At 64.3% G+C, this 17,692-nt stretch carries 16 protein-coding genes; 6 read left to right on the top strand and 10 right to left on the bottom strand.

The genetic code is table 11. The features are described from left to right. The first annotated feature begins 7 nt into the window (after positions 1–7). The 3 genes from mtnA (at position 8) to gyrA (ending at position 4,207) form a co-directional block, all read left to right on the top strand. Positions 8–1,021 (top strand): S-methyl-5-thioribose-1-phosphate isomerase, encoded by a 1,014-nt coding sequence (mtnA, locus tag HB634_RS08260; protein WP_063571543.1) that lies wholly within the window; start codon positions 8–10, stop codon positions 1,019–1,021. Further along, positions 1,018–1,431 carry a GtrA family protein gene (locus tag HB634_RS08255; protein WP_213948258.1) on the top strand — a complete coding sequence of 138 codons (414 nt, stop codon included), beginning with the start codon at positions 1,018–1,020 and terminating at the stop codon, positions 1,429–1,431. The genes mtnA and HB634_RS08255 overlap by 4 nt, the downstream gene beginning before the upstream one ends. A gap of 139 nt (positions 1,432–1,570) precedes the next feature. Then, the gene (gyrA, locus tag HB634_RS08250) at positions 1,571–4,207 is read left to right on the top strand and encodes a DNA gyrase subunit A (protein ID WP_213948257.1); all 2,637 of its coding nucleotides are present in this window, start codon (positions 1,571–1,573) and stop codon (positions 4,205–4,207) included. A 146-nt stretch (positions 4,208–4,353) separates the two neighbouring features. Here the strand turns inward: gyrA and HB634_RS08245 are convergent, their stop codons facing one another. Then, positions 4,354–4,836, bottom strand: a complete 483-nt coding sequence (locus HB634_RS08245; RefSeq protein WP_213948256.1) for a peroxiredoxin — start codon at positions 4,834–4,836, stop codon at positions 4,354–4,356. A gap of 157 nt (positions 4,837–4,993) precedes the next feature. Here HB634_RS08245 and HB634_RS08240 point away from each other — a divergent pair, with 157 nt between their 5' ends. Both HB634_RS08240 and HB634_RS08235 read left to right on the top strand, forming a co-directional pair. Next, positions 4,994–5,446 (top strand): Hsp20/alpha crystallin family protein, encoded by a 453-nt coding sequence (locus tag HB634_RS08240; RefSeq protein ID WP_063571545.1) that lies wholly within the window; start codon positions 4,994–4,996, stop codon positions 5,444–5,446. Positions 5,447–5,536: 90 nt separating this feature from the next. Then, positions 5,537–6,454, top strand: coding sequence for a DnaJ C-terminal domain-containing protein (locus HB634_RS08235; protein WP_063571546.1), 918 nt, complete (start codon positions 5,537–5,539; stop codon positions 6,452–6,454). A gap of 31 nt (positions 6,455–6,485) precedes the next feature. Here the strand turns inward: HB634_RS08235 and pilH are convergent, their stop codons facing one another. From pilH to HB634_RS08190, 9 genes are all read right to left on the bottom strand, one after another. Then, on the bottom strand, positions 6,486–6,851 hold the full coding sequence (pilH, locus tag HB634_RS08230) for a twitching motility response regulator PilH (RefSeq protein ID WP_063571547.1): 366 nt from the start codon (positions 6,849–6,851) through the stop codon (positions 6,486–6,488). 240 nt (positions 6,852–7,091) lie between these two features. Next, entirely contained in the window at positions 7,092–7,997 is a 906-nt protein-coding gene (locus HB634_RS08225; RefSeq protein ID WP_213948255.1) for a hypothetical protein, read from the bottom strand. A 51-nt stretch (positions 7,998–8,048) separates the two neighbouring features. Then, positions 8,049–8,630, bottom strand: coding sequence for a TIGR00730 family Rossman fold protein (locus tag HB634_RS08220; RefSeq protein ID WP_213948512.1), 582 nt, complete (start codon positions 8,628–8,630; stop codon positions 8,049–8,051). Between the two features lie 211 nt (positions 8,631–8,841). Then, on the bottom strand, positions 8,842–10,269 hold the full coding sequence (lpdA, locus tag HB634_RS08215; protein ID WP_159895658.1) for a dihydrolipoyl dehydrogenase: 1,428 nt from the start codon (positions 10,267–10,269) through the stop codon (positions 8,842–8,844). Positions 10,270–10,380: 111 nt separating this feature from the next. Next, complete coding sequence (gene odhB, locus HB634_RS08210; RefSeq protein WP_213948254.1) at positions 10,381–11,589, bottom strand: 2-oxoglutarate dehydrogenase complex dihydrolipoyllysine-residue succinyltransferase; 1,209 nt, start codon at positions 11,587–11,589, stop codon at positions 10,381–10,383. A gap of 7 nt (positions 11,590–11,596) precedes the next feature. Then, positions 11,597–14,449 (bottom strand): 2-oxoglutarate dehydrogenase E1 component, encoded by a 2,853-nt coding sequence (locus HB634_RS08205; RefSeq protein ID WP_213948253.1) that lies wholly within the window; start codon positions 14,447–14,449, stop codon positions 11,597–11,599. Between the two features lie 132 nt (positions 14,450–14,581). Next, positions 14,582–15,076 (bottom strand): hypothetical protein, encoded by a 495-nt coding sequence (locus HB634_RS08200; protein WP_063574091.1) that lies wholly within the window; start codon positions 15,074–15,076, stop codon positions 14,582–14,584. Next, a complete protein-coding gene (locus tag HB634_RS08195) occupies positions 15,073–16,275 on the bottom strand; it encodes a cupin domain-containing protein (RefSeq protein WP_255548451.1) in 1,203 nt (400 codons plus the stop codon). Before HB634_RS08195 ends, HB634_RS08200 begins: the two co-directional genes overlap by 4 nt. A 33-nt stretch (positions 16,276–16,308) precedes the next feature. Further along, positions 16,309–17,292: a hypothetical protein gene (locus HB634_RS08190; RefSeq protein WP_213948251.1), complete on the bottom strand. Its 984-nt coding sequence runs from the start codon at positions 17,290–17,292 to the stop codon at positions 16,309–16,311. A gap of 221 nt (positions 17,293–17,513) precedes the next feature. Here HB634_RS08190 and HB634_RS08185 point away from each other — a divergent pair, with 221 nt between their 5' ends. Next, entirely contained in the window at positions 17,514–17,690 is a 177-nt protein-coding gene (locus HB634_RS08185) for a hypothetical protein (protein WP_213948250.1), read from the top strand. Positions 17,691–17,692 lie beyond the last annotated feature (2 nt).

The raw sequence follows: 17,692 nt of genomic DNA, 5'->3' as shown, positions 1-17,692 counted from the left end.
TCGGGAGATGAACATCACCACCTCCCACGACTCCATTCGCGCCGTGCAGTGGCAGGGCGACCGTCTCCGCCTGCTCGACCAGCGTCGCCTCCCGGCGGAAGAAATCTGGTTCGATTGCGTGAACGCCGATGACGTCACTCGCGCCATCCGCGACCTCGCCGTGCGGGGCGCTCCCGCGATCGGTATCGCCGCGGCATGGGGCGTCGTGCTGGCTGCGAAAACGGGTGAGGATCTCGCCGCTTCCATGGCCACGTTGCGCGCTGCGCGCCCCACGGCAGTGAACCTCATGTGGGCGCTGGACCGCATGAACAGGCGCGTGCTTGCAGGCGCTGATACCGCCGCACTGGAAGTCGAAGCGCAGGCCATCCAGGATGAAGACCTCGCTGCCAACCGTCACATGGGCGAACTCGGCGCCTCGCTGATCGAAGCGGGTTCGCACGTGCTCACGCACTGCAACACCGGTTCGCTTGCCACCGCCGGATACGGTACGGCTTTGGGCGTGATTCGTGCCGGTGTCGCCATGGGCAATATCGAGCAGGTTTACGCCGGCGAGACCCGTCCCTGGCAGCAGGGCGCGCGCCTGACCATGTGGGAGCTGGTGCGTGACGGTATTCCCGCCAAGCTCATTGCGGATTCCGCGGCGTCGCACCTGATGAAGGACGGCAAGGTGAAGTGGGTCATCGTCGGTGCGGATCGCATCGCCGCCAACGGCGACACCGCCAACAAGATCGGCACGTATCAACTCGCTATCGCCGCGCGCCATCACGGCGTGAAATTCATGGTCGTGGCACCGTCGACGACGGTGGATATGGCGACGGCCACGGGCGAGGATATCGAGATCGAACTGCGCGACGCCGCCGAGCTGCTTTCCGTCGCGGGTACGCGAACCGTGATCGAGGGCGCGGATGCCTGGAATCCCGTGTTCGACGTCACCCCGGCCGAGCTGATCGATGCCATCGTCACTGAGCGCGGGGTGATCCTCAAGCCTGACGAGGAGCAGATGCGGATCCTGTTTCCGTGAGCCGTCTGCGCCGTGAGGTGGCCCTGTTCGCGGTGGGCGGCCTGCTCGGCTTCATCGTCGATGCAGGCATCGCCCAGGGGCTGGTTCGCCTGGGCGGCTGGAGTGTCTACACCGCACGCGTCGTTTCGTTCCTCAGTGCCGCGAGTGTTACCTGGTGGTGGAACCGCAACCACACGTTCGCGCAGCGTGACTCGGGCCAGAGCCAGGGTTCCGAGTGGCTTCGCTGGATGGGCCTGATGGCCGTCGGCGCGGTGATCAACAACGGGGTTTACGTTCTCGTTTTCCAGGCATTTCCGGCGCTCCGCGCGTGGCCCGCGGTGGCCGTGGCGGCAGGCTCGGTAGGGGGCTCCGTGGCGAATTTCCTGTTCGCCAGGACACTGCTTTACCGCGCCGCCAAAACACCTGCGTAAGTCATTGAATTAGAACACCTTTTAGCTGTCTTTTCGACGCCCGTTGTGCTACCATCGACGGGTTGGGTCGGCCGCGTCGCGATACCGCGAATCGCGCGGCCGGCGGGGGCCTATTGTTAGACATCCAGGAAGCCGATTGATGGCAGAACTCGCCAAAGAAGTCATCCGCGTCAACATCGAAGACGAGATGCGTCAGAGCTATCTCGACTACGCGATGAGCGTCATCGTCGGGCGCGCACTGCCCGATGTGCGCGACGGCCTTAAGCCGGTACATCGACGCGTGCTGTTCGCCATGAACGAGCTGAGCAACTCCTGGAACAAGCCGTACAAGAAGTCGGCCCGCGTGGTCGGTGACGTGATCGGTAAATACCATCCGCATGGCGACGCGTCGGTCTACGACACGATCGTCCGCATGGCGCAGCCGTTCTCCTTGCGCTACATGCTGGTCGACGGCCAGGGTAACTTCGGTTCGGTGGACGGCGACAACGCCGCGGCCATGCGATACACCGAGGTGCGCATGGCGCGCCTCACGCATGAGCTGATGGCCGATATCGACAAGGAAACCGTTGATTTCGGACCGAACTACGACGAAAGCGAACACGAGCCGCTGGTCCTTCCGACCCGCGTGCCGAACCTGCTCGTCAACGGTTCCGCGGGTATCGCCGTCGGCATGGCGACGAACATCCCGCCGCACAACATGACCGAGGTCATCAATGCGGTGCTCGGGCTGATCGAGGACCCCTCGCTCGGAATCGACGAACTGATGACGTTCATCCCCGGTCCGGACTTCCCGACCGCCGGCATCATCAACGGCTCGTCCGGTATCGTCGAGGCGTACCGCACTGGTCGTGGTCGCATCCTCGTGCGTGCCCGCACCTCGATCGAAACCGAAGCGAACGGCCGCGAGACGATCCTCGTCCACGAGCTGCCGTACCAGGTGAACAAGGCTCGCCTGATCGAGAAGATCGCCGAGCTGGTAAAGGAAAAGAAGCTCGAGGGCATCAGCGAGCTGCGCGACGAGTCCGACAAGGACGGTATGCGCGTGGTCATCGAGATCCGCCGCGATTCCATGGGCGACGTCGTGCTGAACAACCTGTTCCAGCAGACCCAGCTGCAGGTCACCTTCGGCATCAACATGGTGGCCCTGCTCGACGGCCAGCCCAAGCTGATGAACCTCAAGGACATCCTCGAGGCCTTCATTCGCCATCGCCGCGAAGTCGTCACGCGCCGCACCATCTTCGAACTGCGCAAGGCACGCCAGCGCGCACATATCCTCGAAGGCCTTACGGTCGCGCTTGCCAACATCGAAGAGATGATCGAGCTGATCCGTACCTCCGCGTCGTCGGCCGAAGCGCGCGAGCGCATGGTCGCCCGTCGTTGGGAGCCGGGCCTGGTCAAGGCACTGCTCGCCGCCACGGGTGCGGAATCGTCGCGTCCTGAAGACATGGATCCGCGTGATGGCCTGAACGAGAACGGCTACCAGCTGTCCGAAGCGCAAGCCACCGAAATCCTGCAGATGCGTCTGCATCGCCTCACCGGCCTGGAGCAGGAAAAGCTCTCCGATGAGTACCGCGAGATTCTCGATACGATCCGCGGCCTCATCGAGATCCTCGAGAACCCGACGCGCCTGCTGGAAGTGATCCGCGAAGAGCTCGAGCAGATCCGTACCGATTACGGCGACGAGCGGCGCACCGAGATCCAGCACTCGCAGGAAGACCTGAACGTGCTTGACCTCATCGCGCCGGAAGACGTGGTGGTGACGCTCTCGCACACCGGTTACATCAAGCGTCAGCCGGCCAGCCTGTACCGCGCGCAGAAGCGTGGCGGCAAGGGTCGTTCGGCCTCGGCGCTGAAGGACGAAGACGTCGTGCAGCAGCTGTGGGTGGTCAACACCCATGACACGCTGCTGACCTTCACCAGCACCGGTCGCGTCTACTGGCTCAAGGTGTACCAGATGCCGGAAGCCGGCCCGGGTGCGCGTGGCAAGCCCATCGTGAACCTGCTGCCGCTGGGTGAGGGTGAGAAGGTGCAGGCCCTGCTGCCTGTGCGCGAGTACGACCCGACCTGCTTCGTGTTCTTCGCCACCCGCAAGGGCACGGTGAAGAAGACGCCGCTGACGGAATTCGCGTTCCAGCTGCAGAAGGGCAAGGCCGCCATCAATCTCGACGAGGGCGATGCCCTGGTCGATGTCGCGATGACCGGCGGTGAGAGCGATGTGTTGCTCTTCGCCTCCAACGGCAAGTCGGTGCGCTTCGACGAAGGCACGGTCCGCTCCATGGGCCGTACCGCGACGGGCGTGCGTGGCATGCGTCTGGCTGAAGATGCGGAAGTGGTTTCGCTGATCGTGGCCGCGGGTGATGGCAACATCCTCACCGCGACGGCACGCGGCTTCGGCAAGCGCACCGCGCTCGACGAGTTCCCGAAGAAGGGTCGTGGCACGCAGGGCGTCATCGCCATCCAGTGCTCGGACCGTAACGGCAACCTCGTCGCGGCCACCCAGGTCACCGAGACGCAGCAGCTGATGCTTATCTCCGACCAGGGCACGCTGGTACGCACCCGCGTGTCGGAAGTCTCGCAGCTGAGCCGCAACACGCAGGGCGTGACGCTGATCAAGCTGCCGAAGGACGAAACGCTCATCGGCGTGGTTCGTCTGGAAGCCGAGGAAGAGATCGAGATCGAAGGCGAGGGTGAAGTGATCGACGGTGACGTCGCCGCCGACCTCCCGCCCATCGAAAGCGGCCCCACCGGTGACGGTGACGAGCCAACCGAAGCGTAAGAAAAAAACCCGCCGAAAGGCGGGTTTTTTTTGCCTGAGTTTTTGTAGGAGCCGATTCATCGGCGATCCCGCGGCATCGGGCCAGGTTGTCGCGAGCACCCATCGCCGATGAATCGGCTCCTACGCAGAAGCGGTACAGCAGTTCGTCAGGCGTCGATGGCCTTGAGCATCGCCTCGGCCGACGTGGCGCCGAACTCGCCCGGTGCTTCCACGTGCAGCACCTTCACCACGCCGTCTTCGGCATAGATCGCGAAGCGTTTCGCACGGATGCCCATGCCGTTCTTCGTGCCATCCAGCTCGAGGCCCAGGGCTATGGCGAACGTGGCGTTGCCGTCGCCCAGCATCAGCAGGTCGTCCGGTGCGCCTTGCGATATGCCCCAGGCATGCATCACGAAGGCATCGTTGACCGACACGCAGGCGACCTTGATCCCGCGCTCGCGGAAGTCTTCCATGTGCTGGATATAGCCGGGCAGATGCTTGTTCGAACAGGTGGGGGTGAAGGCGCCCGGCACGGCGAACACCACGACCTTGCCCTGGCCGAATACGTCGAGGCTGGAAATCGTCTCCAGGCCGTCCTTGAACTGGGTGAGCGTGTGATCGGGCAGGCGGTCGCCAACAGCGATGGTCATGGGGAGTCCTTTGCGGGCAGAGATGGCCGAGCTTAGCGCGAACGCCATGTGCGGCCCAACCGGTGTAAATCGCGGCGGCACTTGAATCCCGTCGGGTCGGTCATATGTTTGTTCCCAGACGGCCACATGGCCGAAAAACTTCTTGGGAGTCAAACAGATGAACCAGCTTCGTCATGTGTCGTTCCGTCGCGCGCCGGTGTTCGGCAGCGACGTCCGCAATGTCTTCGAACAGCTCTTCGGCAACGAGATCGCCGCGCCGGTTGCTGCTACGCCGAACGCCTGGGCGCCGCGTGTCGACATTCGTGAAGAGGACGGCCGCTTCCTGATCCTTGCCGACGTGCCGGGCGTGAACCTCGCCGACATCGAGATCCAGATGGAAAAGAACGTGCTCAGCATCAAGGGCGAGCGCAAGGTGTTCACCAGCGAGACCGAAGGCAAGTTCAGCCGCGTGGAGCGGGCCAGTGGCGCCTTCAAGCGCAGCTTCACGCTGCCGGAAAGCGCTAACGCCGAGGGCATCACGGCCTCGGGCGCTCAGGGCGTGCTGGAAATCGCGATTCCGAAAAAGGCCGAGAGTGCGCCGCGGCGTATTGAGATCAACGCTGCGGGCTGATTCGCTCTAAGCTTGTAAACTGGCCCGCGGTGGACATGCGCCACCGCGGGCATTCTGCTTTTTGTTTTTGACACAAGCCCGGGAGAGCCTGTGGAGTTCAAGGATTATTACGAAGCACTTGGGGTAAAGCCTGAAGCGACCGACGCCGAAATCAAGGCGGCGTACCGCAAGCTCGCCCGCAAATACCATCCGGACAAGAACAAGGAGCCGGGCGCCGAGGACAAGTTCAAGGCGGTCAACGAGGCCAACGAGGCGCTCAAGGACCCCGAGAAGCGCCGGGCTTACGACCAGCTCCGCGCCGGCGGCTATCGCCAGGGTGAGCAGTTCCGGCCGCCTCCGGGCTTCGGTCAGGGTGGTGGTGGAAGCTACGACTTCGGCCATGGCGGCGGTGGTGGCGGCGACTTCAGCGACTTCTTCGAAAGCCTTTTCGGCGGCGGAGGCCGTGGCCGCGGGCAGCAACAGACGCAGGCCCGTCGCGGGCGGGACATCCAGGCGAAGATCGAGACCGACCTGCAGACCGCCTTCAACGGTGGCAAGACGCGTGTCGTGCTCAATGATGCGTCGGGCAGCGAACGCGTGCTCGAAGTGAAGATTCCGGCCGGCATCACGCCGGGGCAGACCATCCGTCTGGCCGGGCAGGGCCATCCAGGCATGGGCGGCGGGCCCTCCGGCGACCTCCTGCTCGAGATCGGCGTGCGGGACGATGTCCGCTTCCGCCTCGAAGGCCGCACGGTCACCCATACGCTTCCGATTACGCCCTGGGAGGCCGCCATGGGCGCCACGGTGCCGGTCCCGACCCTGGGTGGTCACGTAGACCTGCGTATTCCCGCCGGCTCGCAATCGGGCCGTAAGCTGCGCCTGAAGGGGCGCGGCCTGCCGGGCTCGGAGCCGGGCGACCAGATCGTCGTGCTGGAAATCCGTGTGCCGGTACCTGAAACCCATGAGGAGAAAGCGGCGTACGCGGAGTTCAAGGACGCGTTCCCCGGGTTCGACCCACGGCAAGGGTAGTCGTTGTGGCTGCGCCGCCGATGCACCTACCTCACTTTGGCAGGTGTTCCTTCAGGGCGGCGACCAGCTCTTCTTCCTTGATCGGCTTGACCACGTAGTCCTTGGCGCCCTGGCGCAGGCCCCAGACTTTGTCCGTGTCCTGGTCCTTGGTGGTCACCAGGATGATCGGGATGTGCTTGGTCGTCTCTTCCTTGCTGATCGTGCGGGTGGCCTGGAAGCCATTGAGGTTCGGCATGACCACGTCCATCAGGATCAGGTCGGGAATCTCGCGCTTGGCGACTTCCACACCCTGCGCGCCGTCCTCGGCCGTGATGGCCTCATGGCCCAGTTTCTCGACGATGCGCTTGATGCCCAGCAACTGCGACGGCGAATCGTCGACGATCAGGATACGAGCCATTCACTTTCCCCCGGGACCAGGCCCGATGTGTTGTCCTTGATGACGTACGCCTTCCAGGCGCCCGTCTCGAATGCTGCGGTGACGTAAAAACGTCGCGCGTTGCGCCTCTGGCGTAGGGACATTCTACCGTCCAGCGCGGTGGTATCAATGGTGACACGGTCGATACCTGTTTCGACAAGGGTTTAGGAGTGATCCCGACCGCCCGATCGACCCTGCCGGCGTCGCCGTAGCCCGAATCAGTCAGTCCGAAAGCTTTGAAACAACGTCGTGCCCCAACCCCTTCGTGCTGTCGATCAGGCGGATGGTCCCATGGTCGACGCGCCATAGCAGGTTGTTCGAGGTTGTCACGACGTAGACGGTTTTTCCGTAGGAAAGGCTCATGAACACATGGAACTTGGTCGGTGCCGGGCTGGTGCGATGCTGGACGAACATGCCGTCGATCGCACCCTGGGGTGGGCCGGTCAGATTCAGGCATGCATGCGTCTGCTCGTAGTGGCGGGGCGTGTCCTTGTCGAGTACGCCATAGTTAAACGTGTGAAAACCGCCTACCGGGTAGATGTCGGCGTCGGTGCGGGCCGGAAGCAGATCGACCATGGTGTACCAGCCCTTGGGATGATGAACCAACCACACCGCCTGGTTGTAGGTCTTCGCGCAGCGCTGCGCCGGCTCCTTGAGAGCCTCGTTGCGGGCCTTCACGAGGATCTGTTCCTCGGCTGAGAGCGTCACCGCGGGCACGTTCGGCTGCAGGGCGATGAGCCTGGCCTTGCCGTTGCTCATGTCGAAGACCATGTCGACGAAGTCCTTCGTCGCGCCGTGATCGTCCTCGGTGAAGAAGACCCGCCACTGCGCCAGCTTGTCGTCGTATGCCGTGGTGATCCAGCCGGTCGCATGGTCGTGGCCGGCGAGGAGACCCCTGTCACGCAGGACATCGGTCGCTGCCGCGCTGGCCTGGTCGTTGAGCCAGAGTGCGTGGCCCCACTGCATGGCGAGCGACACCTCGTTGGTGTATTGCGCGGGGACCGGGGTTTCGGTGAAGCCCGGGTCCTTCGGCTTCGTTTCGTCGGCGAAGACGGCTGGCACGATGGCGAGCGCCATCACTGCGACCCATCGGCACAACTGGCGCATGTCGGCATGTCCCCCTGGCATGCCGACATCCTTACCCGGCCGCTGACGCGGCGCAAGTCAGCATGTGGCAGATCAGACGGCGTCGGAGGTGATCCACTTCGGCGTGTAGGACGATTCGTAGTGCTTCATCCAGTCGAACAAGGCGTCGATGCTGGCGCCGAACCAGACTTGTTCGCGCTGGTTCTTCTTGACGAAGCCCTCGGCGACCATATGGTCCATGCTGGCGGAGAGACCTGCGTAAAAGCCGCGCACGTCGAGGAAGGCACACGGGTAGCTGTGCAGGCCGAGTTGCGCCCAGGTGAGCATCTCGAACATTTCGTCCATGGTGCCGAACCCGCCGGGCAGGGCGACGAACGCATCGGAGAGCTCGTACATGCGCGTCTTGCGCTCATGCATGGTTTCGACCACCTGAAGCTCGGAAAGGCCGGTGTGGGCGACTTCCTTCTCGACCAGTTGGCGCGGGATGACGCCGATGACGCGGCCACCTGCCGCAAGCACGGCATCGGCGACGGTACCCATCAGGCCGACTTTGCCGCCGCCGTAGACCAGGGCGATGCCTTCCTTCGCCAGGCGCGTGCCGAAGGCTGTTGCCGCCTCGGTATATTCCGGGTTGCCGCCGCTGCTGGAGCCGCAGTAGACGCAGAGGGATTTGATGTCACGCATATTCGAGTCTCCTATGTACTTACCAGAGCACACGCTGTTGTGGGAGCCGATTCATCGGCGAAAAGCCAACGAGGCGGTGACGCCGTGTTGTCCATCGCCGATGAATCGGCTCCCACACAAAGCGCGCTCTGGTAAGGGCACCCAGAAACGACAAAGCCCGCCCATGCTAACGGCATGAGCGGGCTTGAGGTCACACAGGCGATCAGTTGCCCTTGTGGATGGCGCGCTTGTCGACCGACAGGGCCGCTTCATGCACCACTTCCGACAGGGCCGGGTGGGCGTGGACGATGCGGGCGAGGTCTTCCGACGAGCCCTTGAACTCCATCGCCACGACGCACTCGTGGATCAGCTCGGAGACGACCGGGCCCACCATGTGCACGCCGAGGATACGGTCGGTCTCGGCGTGGGCAATCATCTTGACCTGGCCGATGCCTTCGTTCATCGCCACGGCGCGGCCGTTGGCGGCGAAGGGGAAGGCGCCCGTCTTGTACGGGATGCCTTCTTCCTTGAGCTGCTCTTCGGTCTTGCCGACCCAGGCGATTTCCGGCTCGGTGTAGATGACCCAGGGCACGGTGTCGAGATTGATGTGGCCCGGCTTGCCGGCGATGAGCTCGGCGACCATGACACCTTCCTCGGAACCCTTGTGCGCGAGCATCGGGCCGCGCACGGCGTCACCGATAGCCCAGACGCCATCGACGCCGGTGTGGTTGTGCTCGTCGACGACGATGCGACCGCGCTCGTCGAGCTTCACGCCCGTGTCGTCGGCCAGCAGGCCGGCGGTGTAAGCGCGACGGCCGACGGCGACCAGCAGCTTGTCGACGACGAGCGACTGAGCCGCGCCGTCCTTATCGGTGTAGCTGACATGGACTTCGTCACCCTTGACCTCGGCGGCGGTGACCTTGGCGTTGACCTTGATGTCCAGGCCCTGCTTGGCGAACTCGCGGGCGGCCATCTTGGCTATGTCCTGGTCGGCCACGGCGAGGAACTTCGGCAGCGCCTCCAACACGGTGACGTCGGAACCAAGGCGCTTCCACACGCTGCCGAGCTCGAGGCCGATCACGCCGGCGCCGATCACGCCCATGCGCTTGGGCACGGCGGTGAGGTCGAGCGCGCCGGTGTTGTCGATGATGTGCGTGTTGTCGAACTTCGCGAACGGCAGCTCGATGGGCACCGAGCCCGAGGCGAGGATGACGTTGGTGGCCGAGATGGTCTGGACGGCGCCGTCGTTGCCGGTGACTTCGACCTGGTTGCCCTTGAGCAGCTTGCCCTTGCCGAAGAACGAAGTGACCTTGTTCGCCTTGAACAGCATGGTCACGCCGCCGGTGAACTGCTTGACGATCTTGTCCTTGCGGCCGATGAAGGTCGCAATGTCGATCTGCGGATTCTCGGCGGTGATGCCGTGATCCTTGAAGTTGTGCGTCAGGTTGTGGAACTGCTTGGACGAATCCAGCAGCGCCTTCGACGGGATGCAACCGACGTTGAGGCAGGTACCGCCGAGGGCGGCCTTGCCGTCCTTGCCGACGAAGGCGTCGACCACGGCGGTCTTGAGGCCCAGCTGCGCGGCGCGGATCGCGGCCACATAGCCCGCGGGGCCCGCACCGATGACGATGACGTCGAACTTGTCGCTCATTAGGTTTGCTCCGGATGAAACGGCGGGATTCTGCTACCGCCAATATGGGGTCGGAACATGAAAACGGGAGTCTTTCGACTCCCGCCTTCACATTGATGAATCAACCGACCATCAAAGGCCGAGCAGCATCCGCTGCGGGTTTTCCAGCTGGTTCTTGATGTCGACCAGGAAGAGCACGGCGTCCTTGCCATCGATGATGCGATGGTCGTACGACAGGGCGATGTACATCATCGGCGCGGCGATGACCTGGCCGTTCTCGACGATCGGGCGCTCCTTGATCGTGTGCATGCCCAGGATGGCGCTCTGCGGCGGGTTCACGATCGGGGTGGAGAGCAGCGAACCGAAGGTGCCGCCGTTGGTGATGGTGAACGTGCCGCCCTGGAGGTCGTCCAGGCCGAGCTTGCCGTCACGGGCCTTCTTGGCGTAACCGATGATGCCCTTCTCGACGTCGGCGAAGGACATGTCCTGCACGTCGCGTAGAACCGGCGTGACGAGGCCCTTCTCGGTCGACACGGCGATCGAGATGTCCTGGTAGCCGTGATAGATGATGTCCGAGCCATCCACCGAGGCGTTGATCACCGGGTAGCGCTTGAGGGCTTCGGTGGCCGCCTTGACGAAGAAGCTCATGAAGCCGAGCTTGACGCCGTTGGCCTTCTCGAACTGCTCGCCCAGGGCCTTGCGCAGCTTGACCACCTCGGCGAGGTTCACTTCGTTGAACGAGGTGAGCATCGCGATCGAGTTCTTCGACTGCATCAGGCGCTCGGCGATGCGCGTACGGATACGCGTCATGGCCACGCGCTCTTCCGGACGGCTGCCCGGGGTCGGCTTGGCGGCCGGTGCCGGTGCGGCGGCGGGAGCGGCAGCGCCACCCTTGCCGACGTTGACCAGGTCTTCCTTGGTCACGCGGCCGTCGCGGCCCGTGCCGGCGACCTTGGACGGATCGATGTTCTCTTCGACGGCGACACGGCGGCCGGCCGGGGAGAGTTCGTCGACGCCCTTCGGGGCGGCGGCTTCGGTCTTCTCGGCCTTCGGCGCTTCAGCGGCGGCAGCAGCGGGAGCCGGGGCGGGCGCGGCAGCGGCGGCGCCTTCCTCGATCACGGCGATGACCTGGCTGCTGGTCACCGTGGAGCCTTCCTCGAAACGGATTTCCTTCAGCACGCCGTCGACCGGCGAGGGCACTTCGAGCACGACCTTGTCGGTCTCGAGGTCCAGCAGGTTCTCGTCACGCTTGACCGCATCACCGGCCTTCTTGTGCCAGGTGGCGATGAGCGCGTCCGAGACCGACTCGGGCAGGACCGGGACTTTGACTTCGATGGACATGCTTGCCTTACTCCGCTGCGTGATCGGTGCCGACTGGCGCGACGAGTGCTTGCTCGACGAGCGCCGTCTGTTCGGCGATATAGGTATTGAGATGGCCCGGAGCCGGCGACGGCGAACGCGAGCGTCCTGCATAGGACAGGCTCTGCTTCGAACCGATGCAGGCCTGGAGGTGGTGACGAATCTGGAACCATGCACCCTGGTTCATCGGTTCTTCCTGGCACCAGACCACTTCCTTGGCGGAAGCGAACTTTTCCAGTTCGGCCGAGACTTCCGGGCGCGGGAACGGATAGAGCTGCTCGACGCGCACGATGGCGACGTCGGTCAGGCCACGCTTGTCGGCGTCCTCGAGGAGGTCGTAGTAGACCTTGCCCGAGCACAGAACGACGCGCTTGACCTTCTTGGCCGGCAGGTCGCGGTGTTCGCCGATGACGAGCTGGAACTTGCCGTTGGCCAGTTCATCGAGCGAGGACACCGCCAGCTTGTGGCGCAACAGCGACTTCGGCGTCATCACGATCAGCGGCTTGCGCACCGGGCGCACCTGCTGGCGACGGATCATGTGGAAGGCCTGCGCCGGTGTGGTCGGGACGCAGACCTGCATGTTGTCGAGCGCGCACAGCTGAAGGAAACGCTCCAGACGCGCGGAGGAATGCTCCGGGCCGGCGCCTTCCTGACCATGTGGGAGGAGCAGCGTGAGGCCGCAGAGGCGGTCCCACTTCGCTTCACCCGAGCTGATGAACTGGTCGATCACGACCTGGGCGCCGTTGGCGAAGTCACCGAACTGACCCTCCCAGATGGTGAGCTGGTCGGGCGAGGTGGTGGCTTCGCCGTACTCGAAGGCCATGACGGCTTCTTCGGAGAGCAGCGAGTCGATCACGTCGACGCGGGCATCGGCGCGAACTTTCGACAGCGGCATGAAGGTGTCGTCGCTGGACTGGTCGTGAAGCACGGCGTGGCGATGGAAGAACGTGCCACGGCCGGCGTCCTGACCGACGATGCGCAGGTCGTTGCCTTCGGCGATCAGCGTGCCGTAGGCGAGGTTCTCGGCGAAGCCCCAGTCACCCGGCAGTTCGCCGGCGGCCATCTTGCGGCGGTCGTCGTAGATCTTGGCGACGCGGGCATGCAGGGTGACGTCGGCGGGAATCGCCAGGAGCACGTCGGACACCTTGGCCAGCAGGTCGCGAGGCACGCCCGTGTTCACTTCCATCGACAGGCTGGTCTTCTGGAAACGGCTCCAGTCGACCGGGATGTCGCGGGTCGGATTCGGATCGATCGCGATCAACGGCTCGCCCTTTTCGAGGCGGGCACGGTAATCGTCGAGCATCTTCTGGCCGTCGTCCGCAGCGATCGTCGAGGACTTTACCAGCGCCTGCGCGTAGAGGTCGCGGGTGGTCGGACGCTTGCGGATGACCTGGTACATGAGCGGCTGGGTCGCTGCCGGCTCGTCGGCCTCGTTGTGGCCGTGGCGGCGATAGCAGACGAGGTCGATGACCACGTCCTTCTTGAACTGCTTGCGGAACTCATAGGCCAGGCGGGTGACCTGGATCACGGCCTCCGGGTCGTCGCCGTTCACGTGGAAGACCGGCGCATTGACCATCTTCGACAGATCGGTGCAGTACAGCGTCGAGCGGGCGTCTTCGCGCTTGGACGTGGTGAAGCCGACCTGGTTGTTGATCACCAGGTGCAGCGTGCCGCCGATGGCGAAGCCACGGGCCTGCGACATCTGCATCAACTCCATGTTGACGCCCTGACCTGCGAAGGCGGCGTCGCCGTGGATCAGCAGGGCCATCGACTTTTCGCGGGCGGTGTCGCGGCGGCGCGACTGGCGCGCATGCACGGAACCGGCGACGACGGGATTGACGATTTCCAGGTGCGACGGGTTGAACGCCAGCGCGACGTGGACGCCGCCGTTCGGCGTTTTGACATCGGCGGAGAAGCCGAGGTGGTACTTCACGTCGCCCGTGTGCATCGGGCTGTCGTCATGCTCGAACTTGCCTTCGAACTCGTTGAAGAGCTGCGAGGGCGCCTTGCCGAGGATGTTGACCAGGACGTTGAGGCGGCCGCGATGGGCCATGCCGATGATGACTTCCTTGACGCCGTTGTCGCCGGCGGCACGGACGATGTCATCGACCATCGGGATCATGCTTTCGCCGCCCTCGAGCGAGAAGCGCTTCTGACCGACGTACTTGGTGTGGAGGAAACGCTCCAGACCTTCAGCGGCGGTGAGGGCTTCAAGCACACGGACTTTCTCAGCCTTCTGCAGGCCCGGGGAACCGGCCGCCTTTTCCAGGCGCGAATAGATCCACGCGCGCTGGTCGTAGTCGGAGATGTACATGAACTCGGCGCCGATGGTGCCGGTGTAGATGTGCTTCAGCTTCGCGAGCAGGTCGCGCAGGGGCATGCGCTGGCCGCCACCGGCGAAGGTGCCGGCGTCGAACTCGGTACCGAGGTCGGCGTCGGAAAGGCCGTGGAAGGCCAGGCCGAGGTCGGGGGTGTCGATGTCCGGGACGGTCAGGCCGAGGGGATCCAGCTGCGCCGCGATGTGGCCGCGCGAGCGGTAGGCCGTAACCAGGCGGAGCACGCCGGCCTGTTTCTGCGCGTAGGCATTGTCCGCGGAGCCTGCGGCGGGTGCCGGGGCAGCCGTGCGGCGCTGTTTCTGCGCGGCTTCGATGCGGGCAATGGCGCCGGAATGGGCGACATCACCGGCCTCGCGACCCTTGAAGGATTTGAAATAAGTGTCCCATTCGCCCGTGACGGAGCCGGGATCGGCTAGCCAGGCTTCGTAGACTTGCTCTACGTAGTCGGCGTTGCCGCCGGCGAGTTGGGAGGATTCGGAAAACTCGCGGATCAGGTTTGCGCTCACGTCACCACCGGCACACACGAAAAGGACGGGCTGCCGCTGGACTCGTGGGGACGCGCCGCGGCATAAGAATCCGTTAAGTATAGCTCCGTGCTGTTGCGACGCGCCAACCCGGATTCACGTTTCGTATGCCTTTCAGATCCCGAGTGGTCTTATCTGCCATGCCGGCTCGGCCCGCTCCCAGACTTCGTCGAAATACGCCATCAGGCGAGAGGTCTCTCCTGGCGCGTCGAGGTCGCCGCGTGCTTCGTACCTGCTGGCCACGGGTCTGAACAGGAAGCCACTGGTGGTATCGCAGATGAACGCCGACGCGTAACCGAGGTGCGTTTCGTCCACCGGCGTACGGATCGAGACGGCGGTCGGCAGGCGCTGGGCAAGGGCGATCACCCGATGCCCCTCGCGGTGGGCCTGTTCGGCATCGTGGGTCAGGATGCGGATCTGGGCCGGTCGACCGCTCGTCGCGATCCGGCGCAGTTCGGCGAGGATCGCGTCGCTGTCCAGGACCCCCGGCTCCATGCGCGGCAGATACATCGCGACGCGGTACCTGGCCTGGGCCAGCAGGCGGACATGGGCAACCTCGAGGCCGGCACGGTCCTCGACAGTCAGCGCCGTGTCCGCCTTGTCGGTCACCGGCGGCGACCCTTGCGGACGATCAGCTGGCCCTCGTTGACCAAGGCCAGCAGGACCTCGCGCCCGGCGGGGGAGGTCGCCCCTTCGAGGCGAAACTCGCGTTCGGCCGAAAGCCGCTCGGCCAGATCGACCGGGCAGGGGTAGGCGTGCCCACTCACGTATAGCGTGGCGTCCTTCTTGCCGCGCACCCAGGCGAGGCGGGCGAAGGGATGGCGGACCAGGGCGGCTCCCCCGTCGAGAGCCTTGTCGAGCGCGGCGGCGGTGCTGGCCTTCGGCGGTGCGGCGGGCACCTGGGCGTTGCGATAGCGGGTGATGAAGCGACCGAACCAATCGGCCAGCAGGTCGCGGTCCAGCGCCGCCGCGAAGGGAAGGGCCTGGCGTAGACGGTTCAGGGCTGCCGTATCGATTTCGCCCACGCGCTTAGCAGGAACGAGGTCGGCATCGGTGTAGCGGAGCTCGTCGGGCATTCGCTCGGCGAGGAAATCGGCGAGATCGCCCGTGAGTTCCGCCTGCGAGGGCGCGCGCATGCCGATGGACAGGGTCATGCAGTCGCCGAGGGCGATGCCGTCGTGGGGCACGCCCGGGGGGAGATAAAGCATGTCACCGGGTTCGAGCAGCCACTCGTGGGTGGGCAGGAACTCCTTGAGCTGCTTGAGTTCGACATCGGTGCGGAAGTCGAGCGGGGCATCCGGGTCATCACTGATCGCCCAATGGCGCTGGCCGATGCCCTGGAGCAGGAAGACGTCGTACTGGTCGACATGGGCGCCGACGCCACCGCCGTCCTCGGCGTAGGAGATCATCACGTCGTCCACGCGCCAGCTGGGCAGGAACGAGAAGGACTCCAGCAGGCCGGCTACGTCGTTGTCCCACTTGTCGACGTCCTGGACCAGGAGGGTCCAGTCGCGCTTGGGTGTCTTGCCGAATTCGGCTTCCTCGAAGGGGCCGCTCTTGACGGTCCAGCGGTCGCGCTTCTCGTCATGAATGATGAGACGGGCGAGTACGCCCTCTTCGCAGGCGAGGCCGGCGAGATCGTTGGGCTGGATCGGCGGCTGGAAGTCCGGGAAGGCGTTGCGGATCAGCAGCGGTCGCTTCTGCCAGTAGTCGCGCAGAAACTGCGCGGCGCTCATGCCGAGCGGCTGGCTGGCGCTGCCGCGCACTTCGATCGGGAGGGACTTGCGGGTGGGGGTCTGGATGGCCATGGGCGGCATTGTAGCTGCGTTATGGCCCATGTCTCAGGGGTGTGCGGCTCGTGAGCGAAAGCGTTGGATGGTTGGCTGGCATCGGTCGATCACGAGTTGGCGGAACCAGGGCATTTCCGCGTCCCGCAGGGGCGTGAGGTCGGGGTCGGTCATCATGCCCATGCAGATCTGGTCGTCCATGCGACCGGCGTCGGCCAGATCCTGTAGTTCCTTGTGCGCGGCCGGCAGGTCGCCGAGCAGGATGCGGTCGATGGCGATGTTGTAGGGGGCGAGGGGATCGGTCGCGCGGTTCGTGGCGAACGCGTCGATGCTTTCCTCGATGGCCTTGCGCCATTCAGGGCTGCCCTTCGGCGCACGCTTGGCGATTTCACCGAGGGCGATGCCATAAGGCTCCATGAGTTCGGATTTGTCCGTCGCTTTTTCCATGCCGGCGCGTGCCGTCTGGAGTGCTCTGGCGAGCAGGGTGTCGACGTCGGCGGGTTCCGCTGCTGCCTTTGCCGCAGTGAGGTACCAATGCGCGGGAAAGTAGTAGCCCATGCCTCGTGCGATGTTCTTGGGATCTTTTGCGTGAGCCTCATTAGCGACGTACTCGGCGATGAGGGCATCAGCCTGGGCGAGACGTTCGCTTTTCATCGAAGGGTTGCTCGACACGGCTAGGATGAGGAGTGCCTGGGCTTCGCTCCCCCGCGCCATATTGATCCAGTTGGATGTCAGCGGTTCGTTTTTCAGGAAGAACGCCATGCCTTCCACGGCGTTCTCCAGCATCGCTGTCTTGCAGGCAGGCTCGTGAGCGAACTCGGTCCATTTCACCTGGGCGTCGAACGCCATGTACGCGCGCCAGTCCTCCGGCGTCTCCATGCCTTTCAGTTCGGTGAGGTCCTTCAGCGGCAGACTGGGAATGGGTTTACAAACCATGTTTAGCTTTTCGATCTGGCTGGAGGCCAGGTCCTGGATTGCGCTCGCATGCCCGAGGCCGGGCATCAGTAGGACCACAAAAGCGAGTGCGCGAACGGACATGGTCGACTTCCCTGTGTGTGATTTTCCCGCCCTGACAGCGGTGACTGAACCGTAAGAGCCCGCCAGAGACGGCGCGTGATTTCTTCGAAGGTCGGCATCATATCGCTCACGTTCACCGCTCACCAGACGGGACGGGCGCAACAGGTCGTTTCATCGCTCCTTGATGTCAGCACGCGTACGTTGTAACGACATAACGCGCCGTCGTTATCCCGGAGTCACCCATGAAACGCCTGCTTATCATCGCCATGCTTCTGTCGTCCGTCGTGTCCCTCAGCGGCTGTCTCATCCGCGATCACCGCGATGGCGGCCCCGGTCGCTACGACAACAACGGCCCTGATCGCCATTGCGATGATCGCGATCGTCGCGACAACAGCTGCAACGATCACGACCACCACTAAAG

Source organism: Luteibacter sp. dw_328, from assembly GCF_018449605.1.
In the GTDB taxonomy this organism is placed as follows: domain Bacteria; phylum Pseudomonadota; class Gammaproteobacteria; order Xanthomonadales; family Rhodanobacteraceae; genus Luteibacter.
This window is presented reverse-complemented; position numbering and strand designations above follow the sequence as displayed.